The sequence below is a fragment of the Acinetobacter sp. YH1901134 genome (assembly GCF_013416965.1).
GTDB classification, from domain to species: Bacteria; Pseudomonadota; Gammaproteobacteria; order Pseudomonadales; family Moraxellaceae; genus Acinetobacter; species Acinetobacter amyesii.
Genome location: NZ_VPEW01000019.1, coordinates 1 through 26,337, shown reverse-complemented (window position 1 = coordinate 26,337; position 26,337 = coordinate 1). Strand labels below are relative to the sequence as shown.

The 26,337-nt window shown below is 37.3% G+C and carries 24 protein-coding genes and 4 pseudogenes; 16 read left to right on the top strand and 12 right to left on the bottom strand.

Going from position 1 to position 26,337, the window contains the following annotated elements; translation table 11 throughout:
* Positions 1–21 precede the first annotated feature (21 nt).
* The 3 genes from FTV50_RS14785 to FTV50_RS14775 are packed head-to-tail and all read left to right on the top strand — an operon-like array spanning position 22 to position 3,221.
* On the top strand, positions 22–801 hold the full coding sequence (locus FTV50_RS14785; RefSeq protein WP_180024885.1) for a DUF1295 domain-containing protein: 780 nt from the start codon (positions 22–24) through the stop codon (positions 799–801).
* Between the two features lie 8 nt (positions 802–809).
* A complete protein-coding gene (locus tag FTV50_RS14780; protein ID WP_180024884.1) occupies positions 810–1,859 on the top strand; it encodes a cyclopropane-fatty-acyl-phospholipid synthase family protein in 1,050 nt (349 codons plus the stop codon).
* A 39-nt stretch (positions 1,860–1,898) separates the two neighbouring features.
* On the top strand, positions 1,899–3,221 hold the full coding sequence (locus FTV50_RS14775) for a sensor histidine kinase (RefSeq protein ID WP_373683695.1): 1,323 nt from the start codon (positions 1,899–1,901) through the stop codon (positions 3,219–3,221).
* Here the strand turns inward: FTV50_RS14775 and FTV50_RS14770 are convergent.
* The 4 genes from FTV50_RS14770 to FTV50_RS14755 form a co-directional block, all read right to left on the bottom strand.
* On the bottom strand, positions 3,218–3,910 hold the full coding sequence (locus FTV50_RS14770; RefSeq protein WP_180024883.1) for a response regulator transcription factor: 693 nt from the start codon (positions 3,908–3,910) through the stop codon (positions 3,218–3,220). The two genes, FTV50_RS14775 and FTV50_RS14770, sit on opposite strands and share 4 nt — an antisense overlap.
* A gap of 11 nt (positions 3,911–3,921) precedes the next feature.
* Positions 3,922–4,422, bottom strand: coding sequence for a chalcone isomerase family protein (locus tag FTV50_RS14765; protein WP_163142166.1), 501 nt, complete (start codon positions 4,420–4,422; stop codon positions 3,922–3,924).
* Positions 4,398–4,970 (bottom strand): nuclear transport factor 2 family protein, encoded by a 573-nt coding sequence (locus tag FTV50_RS14760; protein ID WP_180024907.1) that lies wholly within the window; start codon positions 4,968–4,970, stop codon positions 4,398–4,400. The genes FTV50_RS14765 and FTV50_RS14760 overlap by 25 nt, the downstream gene beginning before the upstream one ends.
* 118 nt (positions 4,971–5,088) lie before the next feature.
* The gene (locus FTV50_RS14755) at positions 5,089–5,970 is read right to left on the bottom strand and encodes a LysR family transcriptional regulator (RefSeq protein WP_180024882.1); all 882 of its coding nucleotides are present in this window, start codon (positions 5,968–5,970) and stop codon (positions 5,089–5,091) included.
* A gap of 102 nt (positions 5,971–6,072) precedes the next feature.
* Here FTV50_RS14755 and trpB point away from each other — a divergent pair, with 102 nt between their 5' ends.
* A complete protein-coding gene (gene trpB / locus FTV50_RS14750; RefSeq protein ID WP_168369525.1) occupies positions 6,073–7,284 on the top strand; it encodes a tryptophan synthase subunit beta in 1,212 nt (403 codons plus the stop codon).
* Positions 7,281–8,069, top strand: a complete 789-nt coding sequence (gene trpA / locus FTV50_RS14745; protein WP_180024881.1) for a tryptophan synthase subunit alpha — start codon at positions 7,281–7,283, stop codon at positions 8,067–8,069. Before trpB ends, trpA begins: the two co-directional genes overlap by 4 nt.
* A gap of 125 nt (positions 8,070–8,194) precedes the next feature.
* Here trpA and ribA read toward each other — a convergent pair whose 3' ends face one another.
* Entirely contained in the window at positions 8,195–8,797 is a 603-nt protein-coding gene (ribA, locus tag FTV50_RS14740) for a GTP cyclohydrolase II (protein ID WP_004976959.1), read from the bottom strand.
* A gap of 265 nt (positions 8,798–9,062) precedes the next feature.
* On the opposite strand from ribA, the gene FTV50_RS14735 reads away from it, so the two are divergent.
* From FTV50_RS14735 to FTV50_RS14720, 4 genes and pseudogenes are all read left to right on the top strand, one after another.
* A complete protein-coding gene (locus FTV50_RS14735; protein ID WP_180024880.1) occupies positions 9,063–9,377 on the top strand; it encodes a transcriptional regulator in 315 nt (104 codons plus the stop codon).
* Positions 9,358–9,672 (top strand): annotated as a pseudogene (locus FTV50_RS14730) (helix-turn-helix domain-containing protein). Before FTV50_RS14735 ends, FTV50_RS14730 begins: the two are co-directional and overlap by 20 nt.
* 173 nt (positions 9,673–9,845) lie before the next feature.
* A pseudogene (locus FTV50_RS14725) lies at positions 9,846–9,965 on the top strand (IS3 family transposase); the annotation flags it as partial.
* A gap of 352 nt (positions 9,966–10,317) precedes the next feature.
* Positions 10,318–11,529 (top strand): tyrosine-type recombinase/integrase, encoded by a 1,212-nt coding sequence (locus tag FTV50_RS14720; RefSeq protein ID WP_180024879.1) that lies wholly within the window; start codon positions 10,318–10,320, stop codon positions 11,527–11,529.
* Positions 11,530–11,544: 15 nt separating this feature from the next.
* On the opposite strand, the gene FTV50_RS14715 is transcribed toward FTV50_RS14720, so the two are convergent.
* The 3 genes and pseudogenes from FTV50_RS14715 to FTV50_RS14700 all read right to left on the bottom strand — a co-directional run.
* Positions 11,545–11,823 carry a helix-turn-helix domain-containing protein gene (locus tag FTV50_RS14715; protein ID WP_004871362.1) on the bottom strand — a complete coding sequence of 93 codons (279 nt, stop codon included), beginning with the start codon at positions 11,821–11,823 and terminating at the stop codon, positions 11,545–11,547.
* Positions 11,816–13,120 (bottom strand): type II toxin-antitoxin system HipA family toxin, encoded by a 1,305-nt coding sequence (locus tag FTV50_RS14710; RefSeq protein WP_180024878.1) that lies wholly within the window; start codon positions 13,118–13,120, stop codon positions 11,816–11,818. Before FTV50_RS14710 ends, FTV50_RS14715 begins: the two co-directional genes overlap by 8 nt.
* A 548-nt stretch (positions 13,121–13,668) precedes the next feature.
* Positions 13,669–13,917 (bottom strand): annotated as a pseudogene (locus FTV50_RS14700) (transposase); the annotation flags it as partial.
* Positions 13,918–14,044: 127 nt separating this feature from the next.
* Between FTV50_RS14700 and FTV50_RS14695 the strand changes: the two are divergent.
* Together FTV50_RS14695 and FTV50_RS14690 are read left to right on the top strand one after the other, a co-directional pair.
* Positions 14,045–14,521 carry a hypothetical protein gene (locus FTV50_RS14695; RefSeq protein ID WP_180024877.1) on the top strand — a complete coding sequence of 159 codons (477 nt, stop codon included), beginning with the start codon at positions 14,045–14,047 and terminating at the stop codon, positions 14,519–14,521.
* A 191-nt stretch (positions 14,522–14,712) separates the two neighbouring features.
* On the top strand, positions 14,713–15,324 hold the full coding sequence (locus FTV50_RS14690) for a recombinase family protein (protein ID WP_015060246.1): 612 nt from the start codon (positions 14,713–14,715) through the stop codon (positions 15,322–15,324).
* Positions 15,325–15,513: 189 nt separating this feature from the next.
* On the opposite strand, the gene FTV50_RS14685 is transcribed toward FTV50_RS14690, so the two are convergent.
* The 4 genes from FTV50_RS14685 to FTV50_RS14670 form a co-directional block, all read right to left on the bottom strand.
* Positions 15,514–16,398: an Mph(E) family macrolide 2'-phosphotransferase gene (locus FTV50_RS14685; protein ID WP_000155092.1), complete on the bottom strand. Its 885-nt coding sequence runs from the start codon at positions 16,396–16,398 to the stop codon at positions 15,514–15,516.
* 55 nt (positions 16,399–16,453) lie between these two features.
* Entirely contained in the window at positions 16,454–17,929 is a 1,476-nt protein-coding gene (gene msr(E), locus FTV50_RS14680) for an ABC-F type ribosomal protection protein Msr(E) (RefSeq protein WP_000052512.1), read from the bottom strand.
* Positions 17,930–18,530: 601 nt separating this feature from the next.
* Positions 18,531–19,058 carry a plasmid replication DNA-binding protein gene (locus tag FTV50_RS14675; RefSeq protein ID WP_180024906.1) on the bottom strand — a complete coding sequence of 176 codons (528 nt, stop codon included), beginning with the start codon at positions 19,056–19,058 and terminating at the stop codon, positions 18,531–18,533.
* A 129-nt stretch (positions 19,059–19,187) separates the two neighbouring features.
* A complete protein-coding gene (locus tag FTV50_RS14670) occupies positions 19,188–20,195 on the bottom strand; it encodes a replication initiation protein (protein ID WP_180024876.1) in 1,008 nt (335 codons plus the stop codon).
* Positions 20,196–21,236: 1,041 nt separating this feature from the next.
* Between FTV50_RS14670 and FTV50_RS14665 the strand changes: the two genes are divergently transcribed.
* The 5 genes and pseudogenes from FTV50_RS14665 to FTV50_RS14645 all read left to right on the top strand — a co-directional run.
* On the top strand, positions 21,237–22,436 hold the full coding sequence (locus FTV50_RS14665) for a hypothetical protein (RefSeq protein WP_180024875.1): 1,200 nt from the start codon (positions 21,237–21,239) through the stop codon (positions 22,434–22,436).
* A gap of 252 nt (positions 22,437–22,688) precedes the next feature.
* Positions 22,689–23,672 carry a restriction endonuclease PLD domain-containing protein gene (locus FTV50_RS14660; RefSeq protein WP_086335751.1) on the top strand — a complete coding sequence of 328 codons (984 nt, stop codon included), beginning with the start codon at positions 22,689–22,691 and terminating at the stop codon, positions 23,670–23,672.
* A 102-nt stretch (positions 23,673–23,774) separates the two neighbouring features.
* The gene (locus FTV50_RS14655) at positions 23,775–24,842 is read left to right on the top strand and encodes a DNA cytosine methyltransferase (protein ID WP_180024874.1); all 1,068 of its coding nucleotides are present in this window, start codon (positions 23,775–23,777) and stop codon (positions 24,840–24,842) included.
* Positions 24,842–26,056 carry a DNA cytosine methyltransferase gene (locus tag FTV50_RS14650; protein WP_180024873.1) on the top strand — a complete coding sequence of 405 codons (1,215 nt, stop codon included), beginning with the start codon at positions 24,842–24,844 and terminating at the stop codon, positions 26,054–26,056. The genes FTV50_RS14655 and FTV50_RS14650 overlap by 1 nt, the downstream gene beginning before the upstream one ends.
* Before the next feature lie 184 nt (positions 26,057–26,240).
* Positions 26,241–26,337: pseudogene (locus FTV50_RS14645) on the top strand (resolvase); the annotation flags it as partial.

Genomic DNA, 26,337 nt, shown 5'->3' with positions numbered 1-26,337 from the left:
AGATAAAGCAGGAGGGCCGAAATGCTGCTGAACTTACTGATGCTGAATGTCTTTATCATGCTCTGTAGCTGGGTGTTGGTGACCTATAACCGTAGAGCAGGGCTGGTCGATGTCGCTTGGAGTTTCAGTATTGCCCTCAATGTGATTATTGCCGCTTGGGCGATTGACAGTGCACCGATGTTGGTTCGCTTATTTCTGGGACTGGCGAGTGGGATCTGGTTTTCACGGCTGACTTGGCATCTGTTACGGCGCTATGCCAGTGAAACCCAAGAAGACACGCGTTATGCCAACATGCGCCGAGCGATGGGGGAGTATCAGCATCTTGGTTTTCTGGTGTTTTTTATATTTCAGGCAGGATTGGCTCTACTGTTTTCTTACCCAATGCTGAAGCTGTTAAGTATCTCGACCGAGCAATGGAATGACTGGACTTTGGTCACTGTGATTGTGGCGGGCATGATCATGCTATCCGCTTTGATAGGCGAAAGCACTGCCGATCAGCAACTTTACCGTTTTAAGCTAGATCCACAGAATCAAAGTAAAACCATGGATCAGGGTTTGTGGAAATATTCGCGCCATCCGAATTATTTTTTTGAATGGCTGCATTGGTTTGCTTATCCAGTGCTCGGTCTGGCAGCAGGATGCTATGAATTATGGATTTATCCACTGCTGATGTGGCTGTTTCTGTACTACATCACCGGGATTCCCTTTAGTGAACAACAGGCGCTGGCACATCGCGGCGACAACTATAAAGACTATCAACGACGAACTTCAATGTTTATTCCGTGGCCACCCAAACAGTAGGTAAATACATGGACTTTATGATTCAACAATCTTTAAAACTGGTCGAAAGTGGCAAGCTGCCCGATTCAGTCATTCGCGCCGGCATTCGCAGCCTAAGCAAAAAACGTCTGGCACAGGAAGGACGCTTTGACCCGGCACTGGCAGCTCGGCGCTATATGGATGTGCTGCATATGCTGAAAAACAGCGAGATTGCCATCGAGACCGAAAAGGCCAATCAACAGCACTATGAACTGCCCACCGCATTTTTCCAGGCGGTGCTGGGCAAGCGTCTGAAATACAGCGCTAGCCTGTTTGAACATACTCATACCACCCTGGATCAGGCGGAAGAAGCCGCACTGGCCAGCTATTGCCAGCGTGCACAGTTAAAAGATGGACAGGATATTCTGGAAATTGGCTGTGGCTGGGGATCGTTGAGTCTGTATATGGCCGAGCATTATCCCAAGGCCCGCATTACGGTGGTGTCGAATTCCTCGACCCAGCGCCAGTATATTCAGGAACAGGCGCTTCTGAAAAAACTGCAGAACCTGACGGTGATCACCTGCGACGTCAATGTACTGCAACTGGAACCCGCGTCCTTTGACCGCGTAGTTTCGGTGGAAATGTTTGAACACGTACGTAATTACCAGAAACTGTTTGAAAATATCAGCAGCTGGCTGAAAGCGGATGGTCTGCTCTGGTGCCATATTTTCTGTCACCGTTTCCTGCATTATCCGTTTGAAGTGAAAAATGAATTCGACTGGATGTCGAAATATTTCTTTAGTGGCGGACTGATGCCGGCAGCTTCGACCTTTCTACATTTCCAGCAGCATTTGCAATTAGAGCAGCACTGGCAATGGGCCGGCACGCAGTATGAACGCACCGCAAATGCCTGGCTCGAGAACATGGACCGGAAACAGGACGAGCTGCGCCCCTTATTTGAACAGACCTATGGTGTAGATGCCGCCATCTGGTGGCAACGCTGGCGGATTTTCTTTATGGCCTGTGCCGAACTGTTCGGTTATGAGCATGGACGCGAGTGGGTGATCGGTCACTTTCTGTTTAAAAAGAAAACCGTATAATTGAATGGCGAATCGGATGGGGTAGCGGGGAATGCACCAATGTTAAAGCTGTTCAGGGACAAACACGATCATCCTCTGGGTGAGGTGTTTAACCGCTACTACTGGCTGCAAATCGGATTCATTGCCCTGTCTGTGGTGATCGGGATTGGCTGTAGTGCTTGGGTAATCAAGGGTTCCCTGCTCAGAACTGCGCTAGAACAGGAAATGTCACACTACTGGCAGCGGCTGGAACGTAATCCGGCTGCTGAACTGCCCGACACCAAAAACCTGTATGGTTACCGCTGGAGCGATCTGCCGCCAGTCCAATTTCGCCACATGCAGCTTGAGCAAGGGGTGAACCGGCATTTTGTCGATGGCAAGGAGCGCATGACCGTGTATGGTGAAAAAGACGGACAGCATGTGCTGCTGGTGTTTGGCGAAAGCAACGTCAACAAGCTGGTCTGGCTGTTTGGTCTGGCACCGCTGATGGTCAGCCTGTTTGTGCTATATAGCGTATTGTGGTGGTGGAACCGTCGGGCCCGACGTTATTTTTCCCCGATTACCCGGTTGGCCAATGCGCTGGAACATATCGACTGGGAACATCAGAAAAATCAGGCTTCGCCTTTTCAGGACATCCGCACCGACTCCAATCTGGAAGCTGAATACCTCAAGCAGGCGCTGGAAAAATATCATCAGGTATTAAGCGAATTTATTCAGCGTGAGCGTGAATTTACCGGAGATGTCAGCCATGAGCTGCGCACGCCACTGACCATTTTAAAAGGCAATGTGCAGCTATGTCAGGCACGCTATGGCGACAACAAGTCCTTTACCCGCCTGCATAACACCATTGAAGACATGCAGCTGCTGGTCGATACCTTGCTGGCGATTGCCCGCAATACCACCAATACTTTAACTGCTGAACCGACCATGCTTTCAGAATGTCTCGACAATCTGGTGCAGGATCTAGAGAGTGTCAGTCATAACAAAGGCATGCAGATTGACCTGCAAAAAGACCTCGATGAACAGCCGCGTAAACTTTATCCATCTATGACCAAAATGGTGTTTGGTAATATTCTGCGCAATGCGCTGAACTATTCACAGGGCACAGAAATTGATGTGATTCTGGAAAAAAATAAAGTGCTGATTGCTGACAATGGGGTAGGCATGCCTTTACCTAATAATTCTAAGGTTCAGGAACTGTCTGGCCAGCAGCTACAACTGGAAATCAAAGGGCATGGCATTGGATTGCAATTGGTGCAAAAGCTATGCAAACAGCTAGGTTGGCGTGTGGAGCTGTTTGACAGGCAATATTATCTTGGCACCCATCAGAATGTTGACCTGACAATGACCACTGGACTGATTGTCGTTGTGTACCTAAATTAGGCTTCATCTTCGAAAGCAATCTTTAAACCAATCCCAGATATGGTGTGAATCAGCTTTTGTTCAAAGGGTTTATCGACCATTTTGCGTAAATTATAGATATGACTGCGCAGAGCATCACTTTCTGGCTCTTCGTCACCCCAAAGCTGCATCATAATTTCCTGTTTGGTCAGTACTTTAGGAGAATGACGCATCAATAGCTTCAAAAGTTTAAACTGAATCGGAGGCAATTCAATGTTCTGCCCAGCTCGAGTTAGCTGCTGTGTTGCGGGGTCCAAAATTAGGTCATGAATTTGCAGACGACTGCTAGATACTTCACCCAGGGAGCGTTTGATCAGGGCCTTGACCCGAACCACCAGCTCGTTAAAGTCAAAGGGCTTGACCAGATAATCATCCGTGCCGGAATTGAAGCCTTTGAGTTTATCATCCAAGGTATCCCGAGCGGTAAGCATCAAGACAGGTAAGTCCAACCCCTCTTCATTGCGTAACCACTCGCACAATTCATAACCAGAACCATCAGGCAAATTAATGTCTAGTAGCAAGATATGGTAGCGTTGCTGTTTCAGTAATTGTCTAGCAGCAGTCAGATTGCGGGCATGATCGACCACAAAGCCATGTTCTTCCAAAAACTCGCATAGGGTAGAGGCCAGTTCATAATGGTCTTCAACCATCAGGATAAAATGTTTCGACATAGCGGCAGATACTAATTTAATAATTGCTGTTTTAATTTAGCACTAAATGGCTGGGGACCCAGCCATATATTAAAATATTGTTGTGCCAGAGGATGTTTAAGCTGCCCTAAACTTTGCTGGTTCAAAGATAAGCTCAGGGTCTGTGTAGCATGATTGTATTTTAAACGGTACAGGTCGCCTGATCTGACCGGACGATACAAATCAGTGATTGGGTTGAATAGAGCATGTATTTTTGCGTCTTTAACATTACGTTTCAGTAAATGTGTGGCCGCACGCTTAAATGCCCATTCCGGAATATTCTGTGTATAGGAAAAGTCCATCTGTATATTTTGTTTTTCCCAGGATTGGCTACAGTTTTGGGCAAAATAACTGGCCATACCGACCTGTTTTTGACCCACCATCAGCGGACCATTGCCGCATTGATTCAGGCTTTGTGCCTGTGCCCATGGACTGAAGCTACATCCCATCACTAAAGCCGTGCTGATCGCTATTTTTTGAAAGGCAGTAGCCATGAGTAGACCCCTCCAACATAAGGCAGGGAACGGTACAGGCCGTTCGCAGGGTCCCAGAAATCCTGCTGGAAAATAATCTTGTTGTTTTCGTTGATCTTGATTTCACTGATACCGTAAGAGTCCATACTGCGGGTCGTGCCGAACATTTTAAAATCATAGGCCATATGCCAGTGCACATAGGCAGAGTCCTGATGATAAGAAGCGTTTAACAGCTTGACGCTGACCTTGCTGACCCGTTTGTTCATGCCTTGAAAGTGCTCCAGCAGATTTTGACGGGATGAAAATTGCGATAGGGTATCGTTAATAAACAGCTGGTCAGCATACAGCGATCCGGCTCTTTCCACAAATTTCGGTGTGCCCAAGGTATTAAAAGCTGAGGTAAAGCGGAGGCCGATATCCTGAGCTTTAGCCTGATCCAGCGCTATCCCCTGAATACCGTTTCTGGATTGGGCATAATCGGCTGAATAACTGGGAATACTTTTACATCCGGCTAACAACAGAAGCGGCAAGGATAAGGCTGTAGCAATAAGTGTTTTTACAAGTCTCATCATCAGTGTCCGTATGAAGTGTATCTTTATACCTTAGGCAGCACAGCGTGAACAGAATGTGAAATAGACGTTATAGATGAGCAATTGAATAGAATTTTTCAAATCAAAGATTAAATGTTTAACTTTTTTCTTCGGCCATTAACCAATCAATGATATTCATAACATCACGATTTTCGTTATTTTTTCTGACCATTGCATAAAAATTATAGTCACAATAGATAAAACCAAAAGGGGCAATGATCTTTCCATTTAACATTTCTTTTTCTACTAGAATTTGAGGTGCTATGGCAATTCCTAACCCAGACACTGCAGCTTCTATCATTAAATTCAGACTATCAAAATAACGGTCATTGGATTTTGGGGAAAAGCTTATTTGAAACTGATCAAACCATGTACGCCATGCACTTTTATTTGAGTGGGTATGAAGTAATGGATAGTTTAAAAGATCATTTACGGAATGAAGAAGATTTATTTCACGATTACAAATAGGACCCATGTTATCGAGAAATAACAGATATTTATTCAAAAAGTTGGGAAGTAGATGATGCTCACTGACGCTATTGATCAATATGTCAACCTTCTCTTTTTCTAACAATTTTAAGTCATTACATGTCATTAATTTGATATGGATATTGGGATAAATGACTTCGAGCTTTTCTAATCGAGGAATCAGCCAATTTGCCATAAAACTATGAGAAGCGCCTATTACAACTTCTACTTCTGAAGTTTTATTTGTTAACTCAAAGACGCATTGTTCTAAACGATTAAAAAGCTGCGTACAAACTAGCGATAATTCTTCGGCATCCGCCGTCAGAGAGATGGTCGAGGAATGTCGAATAAACAATTTTTTATCCAACCATTCTTCTAACTGCTTTATTTGATGGCTAATCGCACTATGGGTGACACATAATTCTTCGGCAGCTAAGCTGAAACTTTTATTTCTGGCGACAGCTTCGAAAGCTTTTAAAGCATTAAGCGGAGGTAATGTTCTGCGTTTCATGTTGTAAAATTTTCTAACACCATAACCTCAAAATATATCAATTATCATCAAAATGAAAATATTTTAAGATCAAACAAGTTTTGATAGTAAAAGAGATATGAGATGACAACCCCTTATACAGGTAATGGTCCTGATGCTTTGGGATTTTTTGGTAAATTTGGCGGATGCTACATGCCAGAGAGCTTAATGCCAGCACTTCAAGAATTAGAGCAAGCCTTTAATACTGTTCGGGACAAACCTGAATTTTGGGCTGAATATCAGCAGATTTTAATGGACTTTGTTGGTCGTCCGAGTCCTCTTTTTTATGCAAAAAACCTAACAGCTTATGCAGGCGGCGCTCGAATATATTTCAAGCGAGAAGATTTGAACCATACGGGTGCGCATAAGATCAATAATTGTGTAGGCCAAATCTTATTAGCCAAATTTATGGGTAAAACCAGAATCATTGCAGAAACGGGTGCTGGGCAACATGGTGTTGCAACAGCAACGGTTTGCGCGCTGTTTAAGATGAAATGTACCATTTTTATGGGAGAAACAGATATTCAGCGCCAACAAATGAATGTTGAACGTATGAAATTACTCGGTGCTGAAGTCAGAAGTGTTAAAAAAGGGCGTGGGACTTTAAAAGATGCCATGAACGAAGCATTACGTGACTGGATTCGTCATGTGGATACAACCTATTACCTATTGGGTACGGGTGCAGGCCCTCATCCATATCCCGTCATGGTCAGAGAATTTCAGAAAATTATTGGTATAGAAGCCAGAAACCAAATCCTGCTCAAAGAAAATAGACTGCCTGATGCTCTAGTTGCTTGCGTTGGTGGGGGATCAAATGCACTAGGGTTGATGTATCCTTTTCTAGAAGACCAGAATGTCAAAATGTTTGGCGTTGAGGCAGGTGGAAAAGGAACAAATAGTGGTGAACATGCCGCCTCTATTTGCAAAGGTCAAGTCGGTGTGCTGCATGGCAATTTAACCTATTTATTACAAGATTCAGATGGGCAGATTTTAGATGGACACTCTATATCAGCTGGCTTAGATTATCCTGGCGTTGGCCCTGAGCATGGCCTTCTGTTTGAAACAGGACGTGTGACATATACGGCGATCACCGATCAAGAAGCGGTAAATACCTTTCAGCTTTTAAGCCAACAGGAGGGCATTATTCCTGCTCTTGAGAGTTCTCATGCGATTGCATATGCGATTCAACTTGCTCAAGAAATGCAGCAAGAACAGATCATTATTGTCAATTTAAGTGGCAGAGGAGACAAAGACTTAAACACGGTCAAAAAATATCTTGCAGGAGTTACAGCATGAACCGTCTAGATCAAAAATTAGAGCAATTGAAACTGGAAAATCGAAGCGGTCTGGTGTGTTATTTTACTGCTGGAGATCCTAATTTTACAGAAAGTTGTCGTCTGTTAAGCCAATTGGGTCAAGCAGGGGCTGACATTATTGAAGTGGGTATTCCATTTTCTGATCCAGTGGCAGATGGAGAGATCATTCAGGCAGCGCATCTTCGGGCTTTAGATGCAGGTCAAACGGTAAAACAGACCATTGAGTTGGTAAAAGTAATCAGGCTGCATGATGACCAGACACCAATAATTTTTATGACTTATTTAAATCCGATGATGCAATATGGTTTTGAGACACTTATCGCCGAAACAGAAAATCTTATAGATGGAATATTGATTTTAGATGCTCCATATGGATATCGAGAAAACTTTGAGGTGCAATTAAATGAAAAAAATATGCATTTAATTGCAATGACCGCGCCGACGACCCCAGTTGAAAGGTTAGAGCAAATTTCAGCGCGCGCGACAGGGTTTTTATATCATGTTGCAGAAAATGGATTAACAGGAGGAGACTTCAATTTATCTTATCTTGAGAAAAAGATGACTGAAATTAAGCCGATTTTTAATATACCTGTTGCAATTGGTTTTGGGATCAAAAATGAAAGCCATGTTAAAGCACTAGCCAATAAAGTAGATCTTATTATCATTGGCTCAGCGCTTGTTGATACTTTTTTTAATAAGGGAATGAATGCGACTTTAGAAAAAGTGACGGTTTTTGCACAGATACTGAGACAAAATAAAGAATAGTCAGGCAGCTTTCATAAATCTTCTTTAAAACCATAATTGAATATAAAACAATATTTTATCTTATCCTTCTCCCGAAAGGGAGATGGAACTTTATACGTGGATATTTTTCTAAAAGTGATCGCTTTTTAAAAATCACTATTATCATATAGATGTGACATGCGTTTTTGCTTTGTTTCAAGATAAGCTTTGTTAAAGATATTTAAACCAACTTTTAAAGGAATACGTTCAACAACATTAATTCCTAAATCAGTTAAAGATTTAATTTTAAGGGGGTTATTTGTAATGAGTTTTACATTCTTTATTTTTAAATAATCTAACATAATGGTACACATATCATATTTACGAGCATCTGCTGGTAAATTTAATAATAAATTGGCGTCAAGAGTATCATGTCCTTGGTCTTGAAGGGCGTAAGCTCGAATTTTATTGGTTAGTCCTATGCCGCGACCTTCTTGGCGCAAGTATAAGATCACACCTTGACCTGCATCATTAATCATTTTCATGGTTGAATGTAATTGGGGGCCACAATCACATTTGAGTGATCCAAAAGCGTCACCTGTTAAGCACTCTGAATGAATTCTAACGAGTACAGGTTGATTAGAAATAGTACCCATGCCTTTGGCAAGAGCAATATGTTCTTCACCAGTACTTTGGTCTTGAAATGCTATAATTTCAAAATCGCCAAATGCAGTAGGTAACTTTGATTTGGAAACAAATTCTATAGCCATTTAATTATACCCCCTGTATTTTAAGAATTTAGAAACTTTCAACTATTACTTTCCACCTAAAATAGTTCTCAGATAGTGAAATTTATGTGAAAACACAAGATTTTTTTTTGTCTGAAGTAAATTTCAATAAAAAAAGCAATAAGTTACATCTAATTTTAGCTTTGGAATTATGTAAGAACTAAAAACAAAAAACTCAAAATTAATACTTAAAAATACTACATAGTCGTATAGAATAAATTACTACAAGGTAGTATAAATACAAGTAATGTATACAATATGTGAAACCCCATTATTTACTAAATACTGTCTTGTTTATTGGACTCAGGAAGAATTCAAAACATTCTTAGCATTAAATCCTGAAGCAGGAGATGTAGAGCCTAATTCAGGTGGCATTCGTAAAATTAGATGGACGAGCGGTGGCAGAGGTAAAAGTAGTGGTGTCAGAGTCATTTACTTTAATCGTTTAACAAATGGAGAGATTTGGTTATTAACCCTGTATAGTAAAAAGCAAACGGTACAGCTTAGTAAAAAAACTCTTCAAGCATTGGTGGAGAAATTAAATGACTCGTTTAATGACTGAAAAAGAACTCGAAGCTTTTGAAGCAACCAGAGATATTGAAGCTGAAATCTTGTAAGGTATAGATGATATGTTTGCTAATAATGCAGCTAAAAGAACTGTAATTACTGAGACCGATGTAGCATTAGCTCGTAGAAAGGCTCAACTGACACAAGAGCAATTTGCCAAACTTCTGGGTGTTTCGAGACGTACACTCGAATCTTGGGAACAAGGTACTAGAAGACCTTCAGGAGCAGCAACATCGCTTATTCGATTATTTATTGTTGATCCACAATTTGTAAAAGAAAGCCTGGCTTGATTTATATAGCTCTTGATTGAGGGCTATTGGCCTATTGATTCTAGCCAAAATAATGGAAGTACTTCCCTCTAAAGATAACGTAACGTTAACTTTGGAGATCCAAGAAATGGCTATCTTACGCAGCAATGCTGCTCAAGTCCTGAATTTAAACAGCAAGCGATTGATTATGCACTATTGAGATTTATTACAATCGAAGCAGAAGACATTCTGCAAACGGCTGGTTAAGCCCAGAAGCCTTTGAACAGAAATATTTCAAGAATTTAGAGGGATTTGTTGTCCACGATACTGTCTAGGATCAGCTTGGATTAGTGACATATTCAGCTCCTACAAAATTCAATAGTAGCTGAAGATCGACTTAATGCGACAGAACCGAAATATTACCTCAAATAATTAAGGTTCGGTTACTAAGTCTGTAAAACAAACCCATTGCAGAATAGTGTTTAACTATCACTGATTTTTGTTGCTTAATACAGATTTTAACAGTGGTTACTTTTTTGGTTACTACAATGTAGAATATCAAAAAAATATTTATAAAAAACATATATATAAATATTTATGTGATGCGTAATATACGCATCACATAATAATGCTTATTTTTGATATAATTAAGATAATGGGGATCATTATGCTGGTTTATAAAAATTTATGAGTCTTACGGAAACACAAGTACGAAAGTCATATCCAAAAGAAAAAATTTACTTTTTAGCTGATGATGATGGTTTAAGCTTAAAAGTCGATCCTAATGGAAAAAAGTCTTGGAGTTATCGATATTCAGTTGCAGAAACGGGTAAAAGACCACGAGTCACTCTAGGTACATATCCTGAGATGAATCTCAAAGGGGCTAGAGTGGCCAGAGACTCCTATAAGGCAACTAAATTTTCTACACAAAATTTAGTTCAGGAGAAAACTCAAACTTTTAAATTTGTTTGTGAAGAATGGTTAGAGTTTAAAACAAATAATTCATTTAAAGATCAACCACGTGGTGGTGTAATCCAATTGGCGAATACATGTTTAATAAATGACATTTATCCCGTTATTGGTGATATAGAATTTAGTAAAATTAAAAGAACTGATTTAGTTAAGGTAATTAAGCAGATTGAAAATAGGGGAGTTAAGGAACCTGTAAAAAAAGCGTATAGCTATTTAAATCAAATCTATGATTTTGCAGTTGCAATGGGATACTGTGATTATAATCAAGCTTATGGTCTAAATAAAATATTATTGAAAGGGAAATTAAAGAGACATTATCCCTATTTAAAAGATGAAGAAATTTCTAATTTTATTCTTAGAATAACTCAACTAAATACAGATCCGATTATAAAAAAAGCAATCCTCTTTAAATTATATACTGGAGTCAGGGGCGCAGAGTTATTGTCTGCAGAACCTCATCATTTTGATTTTGACAACAAAATTTGGAAAATACCTGCTTTACATATCAAGCAATATCGTCGAAAAGTGATAGCAGGTTATGATATTCCAGATTTTTTAGTCCCGTTATCATCGCAAGCGGTGAGCATTGTTAGATCTGCACTAGAGTGGTCACAAGGCGATCGTTATGTTTTTGCCAGCCCAAAAATTAAAGATAAGCCATTGCATTTTAACACAATAAATTCAGCCATTCGTAAGATGGGATACAAAACAAATGAGCTATCCTCACACGGTTTAAGATCAACATTCAGTACTATTTTAAATGATTCTGGCTTATTTCAAGATAGTTGGATTGAGGCTCAGCTTTCACATGTAGATAAGAATAAAACACGTGCTAGTTATAACCATGCAGATTATATTCAACAAAGAGCTGATATGATGCAGTGGTGGGGTGACTATTTAGAAAATAAATCAAAATCTAGTTTATAGGTAATTTAAATTAAACTATTTTGATTTAATAATAAATTTTAAACCAAATGCATTTAACAACTTATTTATAGAATCTAATGTTGGATTACTATCAGGTTGCTCCATTTTCTGTAAAGTCTGTGGTGCTATTTTAGTAATTTTACTCATTTCATTTAATGTTAAATGTAGTTCTTTTCTAATGTATGATGCAATCTGGTAAATTTGCCACTCAGGATTGTTATTTATATTTTCTAAGACTTGTAAGCGTTTATTCATTTGCTCGATTGCCGTCATAGGCTTATAACGTTTATCCATTAGAAAGCTCCTGAATCTGTTGGCATATATTCAATATACGATGATGACTATTTTGTAGAATCTCATCATCTATATTTATTTTTTTCATTTCATCGAGCAAATTTTCATACAGTGGCAATTGTTGAATCATTGTATGTTTAATTTCAGTTGAATCTATTCCTGTACATTCTTCTATTTGCGTTATGACAGATCCCCATATAGGCATTCCTCCATGGTCATCTTTTTCCCAACGTGTAGTACGTGCAATTCCGTCAGGATGAAGCCACATTGGTGCAAAATCGAAGAGGGGTGTTAATTGAATTGTGCCGTCATTTAAACGTTGAATTGCGGTATTACGGGTATGATTATCTTTATTTCCTAATGCAACATTAGCGATATCTCGTTTCAAATATTCAAAAATTTCAGCTTTTGGTGATGAGCAACATTCCATGATCAATGTACAGATTTGATTATGTGTCATTTTAACGCCGAAGCCAGCTTTACCACTTAAAGAGGCTAGGCTTTCTTGTGCAACTCTTTCGACTTTACCATTGATAATTTGGCGATCAAAACGTGGAATAAATAGCGTTCTCTGGTGAAGTTCCAAGTCCTTGAACACTCTTAGACCTAAATACCGAGCTATTTTCATGTAAATTGCTTCATGTAACAGTATTTTTTCCAGTTTTTGATCATTTCCACGACTAAATTTAACTAGCCAATGCTTTGCTGCTAGTTCATCTGGAAGACTGTGATCTAAATAAAACAGACCATCATATCCTTGTGTTAGTAATAGTTTAGGCCATTCACCTTGAACACCTGAAGAACCAGCAACAAATAAGCCATATGATGCAAGTGACTCAATGAAATATTCTTTCCTTTCAATTATTTCGCTTAGGCTAAATCCACGAGGTTTCACTGTCGGAAAATGATCTTGAAGCCAGTCATAAGCTTCTTTAATTCGTAGATTACCAATAGGATTACCTCCCCCAGATTTCAGTAGGGGCCAATCAGCTTGTTCTTCTGCATTAATTGAAAAACCCAGCTGATTTAAAAGCTCCTTTCGCCCATAACCTTGAGGTAGCAAGTCCATGAGAAATGCTGGCCATTGGTTTTCTAAGTTGTTTTGTACATTGACTGGAAATTGGAATGATAGAGCATGACCATCTCTTAAATCCATATGTTCAATAGCATATTCAAATAAGTATGACGTTCGTGTAGATGCTCTCCAGCCCTGCTCTTGACTAGCAATTAATTCAACGATAGCGCAATCTTGCCATTCGTTATTTTGAAAAATTTGAAGTGTGCAATATTGATTCATATATGTATTAAAATAAAAAATTAGTATCTATTTTCGGCTATATTTATTTATTATAGTAGATATATATTGAATTTCCTACTCTGATTTAGAATCATTTAATTTGCACTATAAGCAATCATTTCAAACGTCATAACTTGTCGTATTGCTAAATTACTAATTTCTTTATGCAATTTTTTTGATTAAATATTCAAAAAGAGAAAATAAATGGAATAACTTAATCCATCTGATCTAAAAGCGATTCTACATTCAAAAAGAGCAATTCTGTATTATTTAGAACATACCCGTGTCATACAGGAAGATGGGCGTGTCTTATATCTGACTGAAGCTAAGAAAAGTTAGACAAATTGTTGTACAACAAGATAAATCTGTTGATGACGCACTGGACATAGCATTTAAAGAAATATATTAAACTTATTAAACCTAACTTAATCTAATTGGACTTTGTTGCACAAACCTACCTCTAAGGGCTTATTCAGTAATATAATACTCATAAGGCTCTGTTGCACAAAGATTTGAAATGCAAAGCGCCCCCTAATTTTGAGCCAAATTTAAGGCGTAACTTGGGTAAGTGGTCGACCTAATTCCGTAAATCTGTTAAGGACTGCTACACGTGCATGGATCTCATTCACTTGGCTATCAAAACTCCTTGCACTGAGTTTATCTCCTAATAATTTGATGCAATGTATCTTAGTTTCAACCAAACTTCGCCGATGATAGCCTGACCATTTTTTCCATAGTGTCCTGCCTACACGTTTAATTGTTCGAAGTAATTCATTTCGCTCTAGCGAGCTACTCTTTTTAATTATGATCCCAAACTAAAGGCTATATTAAGAAGATAAAATGAGAAAAATAATTTATCCATTGATTTTTATAATCTTATTAATTTTTTCTAGCGTATTTATTTGGAATAGGATACAAAAAACTATGAACACAGAGCCTACACTTAGTTTTAAAATTTTAATTAATCATCATATAGATAAAGAAATTCAAATAAATATTAGAAAAATTAATGATATGAACAACATTAATTCAAAGAAGAATCATATGTTTACACTACTAAAAAATGGTATCTATTATCCACTAAATAATAAATATGATTTTAAAATGTATGAGATATTTATCAAAAAGAATAATACATTTGCTTATATTTCTGGAGAAAATATTTATTTTATTGAAGATGAATATTCAATAAGAGGTAATAACGATAGAAGTGGTGAGGTTTTAATTTATCCATATGAAAAAGATGGTGATATTTTTTTACAATATAATCAATACCATAATAGTAATAAAACAGAGCATACAAAAAAATTTAGGTTAAAAGAATCATATAAATTTAATAGCCATATTTTTAATAAACAAACAAAATTAGAGGATTTTAGTTTGGTTAATATTCCTGAATAATTTCATAGAGTAAGCTAAATTAACATAATACACGTTATACGATTTCCCAAGGCATGGCTTTTAGTCATGCTTTTTTATCAAAAGACTATAGCTGAATGGTAGCGAGCCAAATAACATAAAGCATCTATCATTAGACTTAATGCAATAATTAAATGATAGTATTATCATTAATCTAATAGAATTAAGATTAAATGATAGAAATGAATACACGTATTTATCTACGAGCTTCAACTAAAGATCAAGATGCAGAAAGGGCTTTGCAGATTCTTCAGGATCTAAACCAAAACTTGAATTTGGGTGAAACCATTGTGTACGTGGAAAACTATAGTGGTACGAAGTTAGACCGACCTGAATTGAATAAGCTACTGTCAGAAGCAAATCAAGGTGACACATTGTTAGTTGAAAGTATTGACCGCTTATCACGCCTAACCCAACGAGATTTTCAAGAGCTGAAGCGCAGGATCCAGGAGAAGGGACTTCGTTTAGTCGTAGCAGATCTTCCTACTACCTACCAAATGATTCAAACCAGTGACAGCATTACTCATTCAATCTTGGAACTCATCAACAATATGTTGATTGATCTTCTGGCAACAATGGCCCGCCTAGACAATGAGAAACGTATAGAACGTATTAAGCAGGGCCTGGCACGTTCGGGTTACAAACCAACAGGCAAGAAGGCAAATGAGGCTAAACATAAACGAATAAAAGAATTGCTAGTAGTTGGCAATATGACTAAGGAAGAAATTGCCAAAGCAGTGAATTGTGGAGTTGCAACTGTCTATCGAGTTGCTAAAGTTATCTAAAAGAGGCTTATCTCAACGCGCCCCCAATGGGGCACCGCTGCATTCAGGTTACTTCACATAAGAAATTTTATGTTAAATGATTGTTAGAAATGCCCCTTGATCGAGGCATTTTCTATAAAGAATACTAAAAACTAATTAAAGCCAACCAAGTTTCAAAACAAGGCAGTTCTCAGCAATCATATTTTTAAATTATATAACTCCCAACTGAGCTTTTGCTCCAACGATAAGGCTTTCATTTTGAGTTTCTAAGGCAAATAAACCATACATCAAAGGAGAGGCCGCTGCTCTTTCTAAAGTCTGTTCATATAGTTTATTCCAAACTTTACCCCCTAGTTTTTCATACTCGATGATTAGAGTTTTGAGGCTTTCTTCTCCAAACAAAGTTACATGCCCAGCAAAATCAATCGCTGGGTCATCTATATGGGCTGTTGACCAATCAATAACGCCTGAAACAGCTCCATCCTTTGAAGCTAGTACATGCCCAGCATATAAATCGCCATGTATAAATTGGGTGAAATCTGCCCATAGAACATCATTATCCAACCATTTTCTGTAGCGGGTTTCCAATTGCTCACTTATACCAATTTCAGATTTTACTAACTGCAAATTGTTTGCTATTTCAGGTCTTAAATCTGAAGGTTTCATAATTTTCAAATCATTTTCCCGAACTTCTTTTTCAGGAATACTATGGATTTCAAATAAGGTTTTTGCCAAAGATGTTATGTATTTCGGGCTATCTTTGTCCATATTCCAAATTATTTCATAGGTTTCAGCATCCAAATTTAAAACAGGATTATCTTTAAGTATGGGATAAGCCACTAATTCTGTAGATGAAATTCTCCAATCAGGAACCTCTACAGAAAGATGTTTTTTTACCAATTCTAAAATGCGTTTTTCTTTCTTGATTTGTTCCCTCATGCCATCACGACGAGGAATACGCAGCAACCATTGTTGCCCCTTTGTATCAAGAGCAAAAACGACCTTAAAATCAATGCCCATTTCATTGAAATTCATTTTGTCCGTAAGCAACAAGCCGTGTGCTTCAGCAAGTGATTGAATATCTTGAATTGTCATTTTTAATTTCCTTTAAAGAGTTCAATAATTAATGTTCGGATTAGATTGGCTATCATTAACAATCTCTCTCAAAAGTCTTGATGATTTTGTGGTCTTTGATCTCGTAGATAATGTCAGCAATATTATCGACCAATTGCTTGTCATGAGATACGAAGATAATAGTTCCTGCATAGGACTTCATCATTGTTTCTAATGCGGCAATACTTTTTAGGTCAAGATAGTTTCCTGGTTCATCCATAAGCAAAATATTATATTTTCCTAAAAGCATTTTGGATAAAAGCAGTTTGATGATTTCACCTCCCGATAAGTCGGATAAGTTTTTTTGAATATCATTCGCTCCGATCCCCATTGAAGCCAATACTGCACGAATTTCCGCAACTGTGTACTCGCACTCTTCCTGCATAAAGGAGAGCACAGATTTATGCGTGTTAAATTTATATCCTGTTTGTGTAAAGTAGCCAATTTCAGCTTTTGGAGATATGGTTAATCCATCAGCACGTTCTGATATCATTTTTAACAAGGACGTTTTCCCTGTTCCATTCGATCCAGTTATAGCGACTTTAGCGCCAAGCGGTATTATAAAGTTAGCGTCATCAAAGATAGTACGGCTACCAAATTTTAAGCTCAGACCATCTGCCGTAATCGGGAACTTATTGTGCAGTTCTAGGGCTGAACTTTGACGAAAACGAATAGAACGCAAATGCTCTGGTGCTTGAATATCTTCTAATGCAGCCAAACGCTTTTCCATACTCTTAGCTGCCTGATACAGTTTTCTTTGCTTGGTGCCAGTCATTTTTGCATGCCCAAGTCGTCCAGCACTTTCGGTAGAGTTTTTGGATTTTTCTCCTTTTTTCTTATTGTCTAATCGATTAGCTTGCTGGCGTTTTTCTTGCACAGCAGATTCTAATCGCTCCCGTTCCTTCATCATCAGCTCATATTCTACGGCTTGGTGTTGTCGCTCTTCTTCTTTTTGACGCAAGTAATCCGAGTAACCACCCCAATATTCCGTAATTTTACCGTCTTTTAACTCCCATATCTTGTCTACAACCATATCAAGAAAATATCGGTCATGACTGATAACAAGTAATGCTCCATCAAATGCTTTAAGTTGACCAATAAGTAGATCTATTCCATTGAGATCAAGGTGGCTGGTTGGTTCATCCGCTAGAATGCCATGTACTTGTTGGGAAAATGCGGCAGCAATTTTTGCACGAGTTTCCTCTCCGCCACTCATTGTGTCGTTTTGTACATTGGAAACACCAAGGCGAGATAACATTGCCCGGTCTTCGACCGTTTCTATTTCGATTCCGCCCAGTTGGCTGATATGTGCAAAATCACCAAAACGCTGTAATGTCGCTTCGGCTAAAACAATTTCGCCATTAAGTACTTTGAGTAAACTACTCTTTCCTGCTCCGTTATCACCCACAAGACCAATACGGTCATAAGAGTGAATTTCCAATTCATCAATATCCAAAACATCACGCCCAGCATAATCCAAGCGTATGTTTCTCGCTTTAATAATTAAACTCATTTTTATTTACTCCTGTTTAGCTCTTGAAATTTTTTATGCAGCAAACAGGATTTAGGTGAAAACAAAAGCTAGCATCACAGTGTCCTCCCAAAAAAAAAGCTATTCATCCACAGGGTGGACAAATAGCTAGTCAATTAAGTTATAACTGGAAACTATGCACTAAAAGCATACTTATAAATTAAGCATACTTTTACTTTATATATCCGCATATATTCTTAAAGACACAACAAAAGCCCACCATTATAAAATAGTGTCACTATGCAAATAGTTGTGTCTTAACGAATGCGGATAGAATGCATAAACTTACCTAAAAAATAAAATTCAGTTTTATGATAACTTTACTGTTAAAAGAAGTCTAGACAACCTTGTTTTATGCTTGGATATAAGGCTTATTTTAAAATAATAGTAGTGAAGATTTTCTAAAATTAACATAATACACCTTATACGAAATGCTGTATAATTATCCTTATAATTCAATGCTGTAGTTCCTAGTTGATAGCCCGAGTTTCCATGACCGGGCTTTTTTTATGATTTTTCACGTTTCACGCCTATTCTTTGATCAATGTTTCACAACTTTGATTAGTACACCTAAACAAGCCTCTTAGCCATTCGGCAGAAAAAATCGGCTCCAGAAGCCTCTTTTCGGCTGCTCCGGTTCAACCTGCTCCGGCACTGGAATGCGCTTATTTTCCGTCTGTTCTGGAGTAGTCAATCCGTCATCTTTTGGTTCTGGTCGAGAATTTTCTGTCATTTCAGAATGAGTAGTAACTTTATGTTCATCTAGCTCTTTTTTTGGTTGTTCTAGCTGACCTTTAAACTCAATTCTGTGGGTCAAATCTTCTATATGCTGCATCAAAGACTTTTCTCTTTGGTTAGCTAGATCTAACTGATTTTTGAGTAGAGAAATTTGATCTTTCAATACATTTTCAATCTCGGATTGAACACGTACTTGTACATCCTTCTGGGCGTGTTCTGTACGTGTACTGGACTGAACACCGATAGGATTGCCATAGACTCTGATAAGTTCAGATAAATCTATAAGCCCATCATGATCCCTTGATAATTCACCATTTTTTATAGCTTCATATATTGTTGTTCGTGACTTTTTAAAAGCTTTACTTGCGTCCATGACACTGAATTTTGTTTTGTTCAATGCAATCCCTCAGTACGTATTTAAGGATGTTCATCTGAACATCTTAGCTGAACATATATCTTATTTTGAATTAAATCGTACTTTTCTAGGTATAGCAGCAATTTTTCAAACTTTTTGTTTAATGGTAAAGTCGATATTGAATTCTGCTAGTTTTTCAATCCATCTATTACCTTCATTATTCTTAAAATCAATTTTTATTCTTTCTACTAATTCGTCTGTAGTCTCACCAGATTCTTTGAATCTCAAACTCAATTCTTTACTTTGAATTATCGTTAAATAAACCATTTTTGCGGTTATTTTATTTTGCTCTTGGTTACTACCAGTTTCACTTTGTTGGTTAGCTCCAATAGTTTTCTTTTTTCTAACTATAAAATTAACATGACTAGCTTTGCGTCCCTCTTTTTTGACTGCTTTAAACTCAATAGTAAGTTCTGTTTTAGAGTTAATATCATCAATATGAGGTTTAAGAATAGTACTTTTGAAATCTCTATATTCTGGGTATGAATTTTCTGCAAGACCTAAAGCACTTTTTAATTCTTTAATGGATACATCGAAGTTAGACCGGAATTCATTTTGTATCAAGAAGGGGTAAAGTTTTAAGCCGTGACCATGTAAGGCAACAGCCGACTTAACTTTAAATTTTGTATACGAGTTTTGTTTATTAAAAACATACATAATGTATAGGGCAAAATGCGTGAAAGAAATATAAAAACATCCATCTTTGTATGAGCATGTACTAATGAGTCTTGTTCGAATTTCTCGATCTTTTTCAAGATGATAAAAAACTACACTGTGGTCGTAGAGAGCATCTACTACTCGGTTTAAGGCTACATAAGCACTGCTTGGTTTTAAGCCCGTCAATTCAGCATATTCTTTAGCTGTTACAGTGAATTCTGTTGTTTCATTTGGATCTGATGCTAGCCTAACTTTAGGGCTAAAAAAGAATAGCAATTTTAAAATATCGTCTTTTGGTGATTTCTCATGCTTTAATTGCCAGAAAATATTTTGAAAGACAGCATAGTCTTTTGGATAACGTTTGGCAGGTGCTGCAAGAGGAAAAAGAGATTTGTCATGTTCCTCAAAATTTTTAATTTTCTTCAATGATACAACCATCTAAAATCACTATTCTTCTATTATGTGGTGGTATTTTAAATACTAATCACCCCCACTTTATAAGTCAAGCATATCTAAATTAAAACCTAACATTTCACCCCCACCAACCTAACATTTCACCCCCACCAACCTAACATTTCACCCCCACCAACCTAACATTTCACCCCCACCAACCTAACATTTCACCCCCACTTAAAGCCAATAACCTAACATTTCACCCCCACTTAAAGCCAATAACCTAACATTTCACCCCCACTTAAGTGTCTGAAACACTGATATAGCAATACATTAAGACTAGCCGTAAAGCTTTTTAAAAGCTTTTTAAAAGCTATTAAAAGCTTTTAATAAAGCTTTTAAAATTAATAAATGAAAATTGCCCTCGGTTTTCGCTACGCTCAAACTCTATTGAACTTCGCTTTCGCTCAGTTCGTAGGGGCAATTTTTGGCTCAGAATTTCGTGACTTTAAAAAAAGTAAAAGCAAAAATGAATTCGCTTCGCTCATAATACTTTTTACTCGCTTCGCTCGATCTAGGAGTCTATTTTTGCATCTGATTTAAAGCTTTTTAGACTTCACAGCACCCAAAAGGAGTTTTTCAGGGAGTCTAGGCGCAACTTTTTATTGTGTCGCTCGTAGACACTCGCTTATATATTTATGTTTAGAAGCAAAAAATAGGGGATATTAGCTCGTTTAACTCTAAAAACAATAAATCCCCTCGTTAAATCATTAAACACTCTTAAAGCGCAAAATAGAGCCTTTGGAGCAGACATTCATATTTAAAACCCACACATGAAATAAACAGCAGCATGTTGCTGACGCTCAATTTACGGAACTCTTATTTATGCACGAGCCGATTTCGTCAAGAAATTGGCTCGTGGTTAAGAAAAAGCAGGCTGTAAGCCTTTTAAACTCTGGTACGTGTTTTATACTCGTGCCAATTACCTTATTTTTTTTCTAAGAAATGATCTTTTACTCAATAAAAACAACAGACTGTTTACAAGCCATAATCAACTGCGTTTCAGTCAGCAATGCCCGTTACTGGATGACAAGTAAATTTAAAATCGAGGAGGCAAACAGAATTATTCCAAAACTTATTGCTGCATATTCACTCGATTTAACAGAACAGCAGCGGAAGACGATCCGCAGGCGAGGTGAACCAACTTGGACGTTGGTTCTGAATTACGACCCTGCCGATAAAGAAAAAGTCGGACGTTGGATTGATTTTTGGCTTTTCACAACTGGTTACAGTCCGAACCCACGAAAGAAAGTCAATAATCTTGAGGAAATCGCACGACTTAACCGTGAGCTTGTCAAAAAACAAAAAATGCACCCGATCTACACCCAAAATCCAAGCGAGTTAATTACATTTCGCGGCTATACGCTTGGCCAGTATGCTGTGCATGTAAATTCCAAAGGTGAGGAAAAGAAAGACTATTGGAATCCCGAAGAACTGGGCTTGTTAGACTTTGAAATTATTAAGAAAAAGATTGTTCTACCGCCTTGTGACAAGGCTTTGCTAGAAAAACTTTCGCTTGGTGAAATTCATTCCCAACTAAAAAATAAATACGGAATTAATATGCACACGCGCTATCACAATAAGAACAATGGCATACTCAAGCGATTATATAAAGAAAACCAATCTCTTATTAATCGTTATAATCATTATGCAAAAATGAAAGGCGATATAGATATTCGTCACACATGGTATTTAAGTGAAGAATCAAAAAATTCTATTACTTGTGAATTAAAAAAATATTTTAAACAAATAGTGCAACACCCTGAGAGAATAGAGGGGGCATTTCAGCGATTATTTCAACGTGGTCATTATCACGGTGTACGTCATCAAGTCGGTAATTACTTGGCATATTGGAAAAGAACCATTAAAGAACAATATCCTAATATTTTCAAAAATTTAGACTTTCCTGAAACATTGAACTATGTAAGATTTTCTGAGAAAATATATGATAATTTTAAACAATTCCATAATGCCTGTATTATTGCTAGTATTCATTTTGAATTACAAAAAAAATATGCAGAAATGAAAAAATTAAAATATAGAACATTGGCTAAAGAATTAAGACAAAAAAATGAAGAATTGAGAAATGCTAATGCTTCAAGAATTAATTTAATAATCAAAGAATCAGATAAAAAAATGTTTGTTGAGCATAATATATCTGATATTGAGGTTAAAGATTTTATTGCACGTTATCCGAATATGAATCCATTATTATTGGACGATTAAAAAAAGGGCTTAACGCCCTCTGCTTATGCTTAATTCTTCCAGTTTTCTCTCCCAGTCATCGGCTTGTTTATGTGTTGTGATCTCATATTGAATGCGCTTCATCATGTCGATTTAAGATTCTGAACCTTGAATAAAACGATCTGCTAAGCCCATTTTGAAGATATATCCCCTAATTTCGCATAAGAGATTTTATGTTAAATCCTTGAAACTTTGATACAGTATTCAGAATTCATAAAATCTAATATTTTCAATATGTTCAGTACTAATTTAGAAAACATTGTTTTTAATAGGCACACTCATTGTAATGCTGACGAATTATTAATTATTACTGGTTATATTGGTCCTGCCCCTTTTGCGAATTTAAAAAGTTTACCGCTAGATTGTCATGTCATATATGGAATGTATGGTGCTGATAGTATTGGAGAAAAACTCCATAATTCCTTGAAAAAAATCAATTCTTCACTAACGAATACCGATCTTTTTTATTCACAAAGTGCTGTACATTCCAAGTGCTATTTATGGAAAAAAGATGGGGCTATTGTTGATGCCTTGATTGGATCTGCAAACTTTTCCCGAAATGGTTTGGCTACACCTGATAGAGAAGTTCTCGTTGAAGCAGATCCTGCTGTATTTGGACAATTGCAAAACTATTTTGATAAAGTTTTTAAAAACTCTATCTCATGTGATTCTAGCCTCGTTAAGTTCAAGTCAAAAACCAAGACATCAACCCTCTCAGGATTACTAACTGAATGTAAACTTTCATTCTTGGCAAAGAAAAATGGAGTTTTAGAGGTTCCAGCAAAGAGTGGGCTAAATTGGGGAGTTAACTCAACGCAAGTTGGAGGGACTTCTCATACTTGTATTGGTGATGCAGAAATTCGAATCACAAAAGAAGCTATTGAAAACTTTCCTGATTTATTTCCGCCAAAATTGGGTACACCTAGTAAGCGCTCTGGAAAATTACAGCGTCAAAATGATGAAATAGAACTGATCTGGGATGATGGTTTTATTATGAAAGGATTGCTTGAACAAAATTTACCTCAAGGGGATTTAATCTATCCCAAAGCTATTTGTTCTAGTGATTCAAAAGCTGAATTAGGTTTGTATTTAAGGAAGAGAATAGGAGTATCTCCTACTCATGTTATAACCAAAGCTGATCTTGATCGTTATGGTCGTACCGATGTCACGGTCTCGTTACAAGCAGAGGGTGTGTATTACATGGATTTCTCTGTTTAGAAAATAATTGAATAGTTAAACGACAATCTTTGGCGTTACCCTCCAGCTTTTTTTTAAAATATCCTTTAAACTCTTGACCAAATTTGTTCAAGGTCAAGAGTAATGTCTCAAAGAAAACCCACAGTCATAGATATGTTTTCAGGATGCGGTGGATTGTCCAGAGGATTTATGGATGCAGGTTATGAAGTTTTACTGGGTGTTGATCATGAGGAAATCGCATTAAAGACTTTTAAACATAATCACGGTGATGCAATTGCTTTTCATGGTGATTTGTTTAAGAAAGAAACGATTCTTGATATGGCTAGACTGATTAAAACAAAAAAGGTTGATGTCATTATCGGTGGACCACCATGTCAGGGTTTCTCCCTAACAGGTACACGTAAAGAAGAAGATGCTCGAAATACATTATTCCAATCAATGGTTGAAGCAGTGAAGTTATTTCAGCCAAAAGCTTTTGTCCTTGAAAACGTACCAGGTCTAGCAACGTTATATGGCGGAAAAGCGAAAACAGCGATTTTGGAACAGTTCGGTGAGTTGGGATATACAATTAACTTCCAAGTTTTATACGCACCTGACTATGGAGTTCCACAGATCAGAAAGCGTATTTTCTTTGTTGGACTTAAAAATGGAGAGACTTTTGAGTTTCCAAAACCAGTTTTAAGCCCTGATGAATATGTTGGGTGTGAACAGGCTATTGGAGATCTTCCTAGCCTAGAACATGACTTAGGTAAGGAACGGTCTGAATATCCATGTGAACCGAAGTCGAAATATCAGGAATTTATGAGAAAAAATTCCAAAGTATTACTTAACAACGTTGGAACTGTTCATACAGATTTAGTTAAATCTGTTATTGCCCAAGTACCAGAAGGTGGAAACCATAAAGATTTACCTCCGGGTGTGGGAGACAGTCGTAAATTTAACGAAGCTTGGACTCGTTACCATAGTCAAAAACCATCTAAAACGATTGACACAGGTCATCGGAATCACTTCCATTACAAATGGAATCGGGTGCCTACAGTTCGAGAAAATGCACGCTTACAAAGTTTCCCTGATGATTTTGAATTCTTTGGAAATAAGACACAGCAATATAGACAAGTAGGTAATGCTGTACCTCCACTTTTAGGATTCCATTTAGCTAAAGCACTTAAGAAATACTTGGATAAAGAGTAATGGCTTATACATTTATTGATTTATTTGCTGGTTGTGGTGGGTTATCAGAAGGATTTCATAAGGCTGTTGGATTTGAATTCGTTGCAGCTGTTGAATGGGAAAAAGACCCGACACAGAACTTGATTCATCGCTTAAAAACGAAATGGAAAGAGTCTCAAGCTGATGAAAAAGTACTGAGGTTTGATATCCAAAGAACTAAGGATCTTTTTAGCGGATGGAATGATGATCCTGAATATGGTTCTCATGTCGGTCTTGATAAGGTGGTTGGCGATAAGACTGTCGATATTATTCTCGGTGGACCACCTTGTCAGGCTTATTCTCTTGCAGGTCGAGCACAAGATAAAAATAGTATGAAAGATGATTATCGTAATTATCTTTTTGAAAGTTATATCAAAGTGGTAGATCAATATAAGCCTAAGGTTTTTGTCTTTGAAAACGTTATCGGTTTACTCTCAGCTAAACCGAAAGATATTCCTGTAGTTGATCTGATTCGAGAAGAATTTGATAAACATGGTTATGCCATTGTTTCTGATCTAAAAAAGTATGCTCTCCAAGATCTGACCTTATTTGGTGTGCCACAGAAAAGAAATCGGGTAATTATTATTGGTATCCGCAAAGATCTATGTCATGACTCAGAAGCTGTATTAAGAAAATTTTATACTGATATTCTGAGCCAGTATCATGAGCCTTTAAAAACTGTTGATGATGCAATAGGCGACTTACCTAAGTTGTTTCCAGTAGAGCCTTATAAAGTAAATGGGAAGAAATATTCTCATACTCAAGGTGAAGTGGTAGTTAGTAATCATGATCCAAGATTTCATAATCCTACTGATATCGGTACTTTTAAACTTTTAGCAGCAGATATTGAATCTGGAGTTAAAAAGTTTACTTCTACCGATGAATTATTGAAGTTATATACGGAAAGAACAGGTAAGACTTCAGCAGTACATAAATATTATGTATTGCGTAGGGATGATGCTAGTAACACTATTCCAGCGCATCTGTATAAAGATGGATTACGTCATATACATCCAGACTCAACGCAGGCTAGATCTATTACTGTAAGAGAAGCTGCTAGACTGCAAACCTTTGATGATGATTATGACTTCATTTCATCAGCAGGAGCTAATTACAAGATGATTGGGAATGCTGTACCTCCTTATTTTTCTTATAAGCTCTCTTTGGCTATATCTCAATTTCTAGATAATCTTTAGTTTATCTAAAATTAACATAATACACGTTATACGAATTCCCAAGGCATGGCTTTTAGTCATGCTTTTTTTATCAAAAGACTATACCTGAATGATAGCGAGCCAAATCGCATACAATATCTATCATTAGACTTAATGCAATAATTAAATGATAGTATTATCATTAATCTAATAGAATTAAGATTAAATGATAGAAATGAATACACGTATTTATCTACGAGCTTCAACTAAAGATCAAGATGCAGAAAGGGCTTTGCAGATTCTTCAGGATCTAAACCAAAACT

Bases quoted from the DNA above. Each gene is read 5' to 3' on its own strand.
- FTV50_RS14755 (WP_180024882.1), bottom strand. From the start codon at position 5,970: ATGAAACGCAGAACATTACCTCCGCTTAATGCTTTAAAAGCTTTCGAA.
- FTV50_RS14715 (WP_004871362.1), bottom strand. From the start codon at position 11,823: ATGGATAAACGTTATAAGCCTATGACGGCAATCGAGCAAATGAATAAA.
- FTV50_RS14765 (WP_163142166.1), bottom strand. From the start codon at position 4,422: ATGGCTACTGCCTTTCAAAAAATAGCGATCAGCACGGCTTTAGTGATG.
- FTV50_RS14785 (WP_180024885.1), top strand. From the start codon at position 22: ATGCTGCTGAACTTACTGATGCTGAATGTCTTTATCATGCTCTGTAGC.
- FTV50_RS14690 (WP_015060246.1), top strand. From the start codon at position 14,713: ATGATAGAAATGAATACACGTATTTATCTACGAGCTTCAACTAAAGAT.
- FTV50_RS14685 (WP_000155092.1), bottom strand. From the start codon at position 16,398: ATGACAATTCAAGATATTCAATCACTTGCTGAAGCACACGGCTTGTTG.
- FTV50_RS14735 (WP_180024880.1), top strand. From the start codon at position 9,063: ATGTATACAATATGTGAAACCCCATTATTTACTAAATACTGTCTTGTT.
- FTV50_RS14655 (WP_180024874.1), top strand. From the start codon at position 23,775: ATGTCTCAAAGAAAACCCACAGTCATAGATATGTTTTCAGGATGCGGT.
- trpA (WP_180024881.1), top strand. From the start codon at position 7,281: ATGAACCGTCTAGATCAAAAATTAGAGCAATTGAAACTGGAAAATCGA.
- FTV50_RS14720 (WP_180024879.1), top strand. From the start codon at position 10,318: ATGAGTCTTACGGAAACACAAGTACGAAAGTCATATCCAAAAGAAAAA.
- trpB (WP_168369525.1), top strand. From the start codon at position 6,073: ATGACAACCCCTTATACAGGTAATGGTCCTGATGCTTTGGGATTTTTT.
- FTV50_RS14770 (WP_180024883.1), bottom strand. From the start codon at position 3,910: ATGTCGAAACATTTTATCCTGATGGTTGAAGACCATTATGAACTGGCC.
- FTV50_RS14695 (WP_180024877.1), top strand. From the start codon at position 14,045: ATGAACACAGAGCCTACACTTAGTTTTAAAATTTTAATTAATCATCAT.
- FTV50_RS14650 (WP_180024873.1), top strand. From the start codon at position 24,842: ATGGCTTATACATTTATTGATTTATTTGCTGGTTGTGGTGGGTTATCA.
- ribA (WP_004976959.1), bottom strand. From the start codon at position 8,797: ATGGCTATAGAATTTGTTTCCAAATCAAAGTTACCTACTGCATTTGGC.
- FTV50_RS14760 (WP_180024907.1), bottom strand. From the start codon at position 4,970: ATGAGACTTGTAAAAACACTTATTGCTACAGCCTTATCCTTGCCGCTT.
- FTV50_RS14775 (WP_373683695.1), top strand. From the start codon at position 1,899: ATGTTAAAGCTGTTCAGGGACAAACACGATCATCCTCTGGGTGAGGTG.
- FTV50_RS14780 (WP_180024884.1), top strand. From the start codon at position 810: ATGGACTTTATGATTCAACAATCTTTAAAACTGGTCGAAAGTGGCAAG.
- FTV50_RS14675 (WP_180024906.1), bottom strand. From the start codon at position 19,058: ATGGACGCAAGTAAAGCTTTTAAAAAGTCACGAACAACAATATATGAA.
- FTV50_RS14660 (WP_086335751.1), top strand. From the start codon at position 22,689: ATGTTCAGTACTAATTTAGAAAACATTGTTTTTAATAGGCACACTCAT.
- FTV50_RS14710 (WP_180024878.1), bottom strand. From the start codon at position 13,120: ATGAATCAATATTGCACACTTCAAATTTTTCAAAATAACGAATGGCAA.
- FTV50_RS14670 (WP_180024876.1), bottom strand. From the start codon at position 20,195: ATGGTTGTATCATTGAAGAAAATTAAAAATTTTGAGGAACATGACAAA.
- FTV50_RS14665 (WP_180024875.1), top strand. From the start codon at position 21,237: ATGACAAGTAAATTTAAAATCGAGGAGGCAAACAGAATTATTCCAAAA.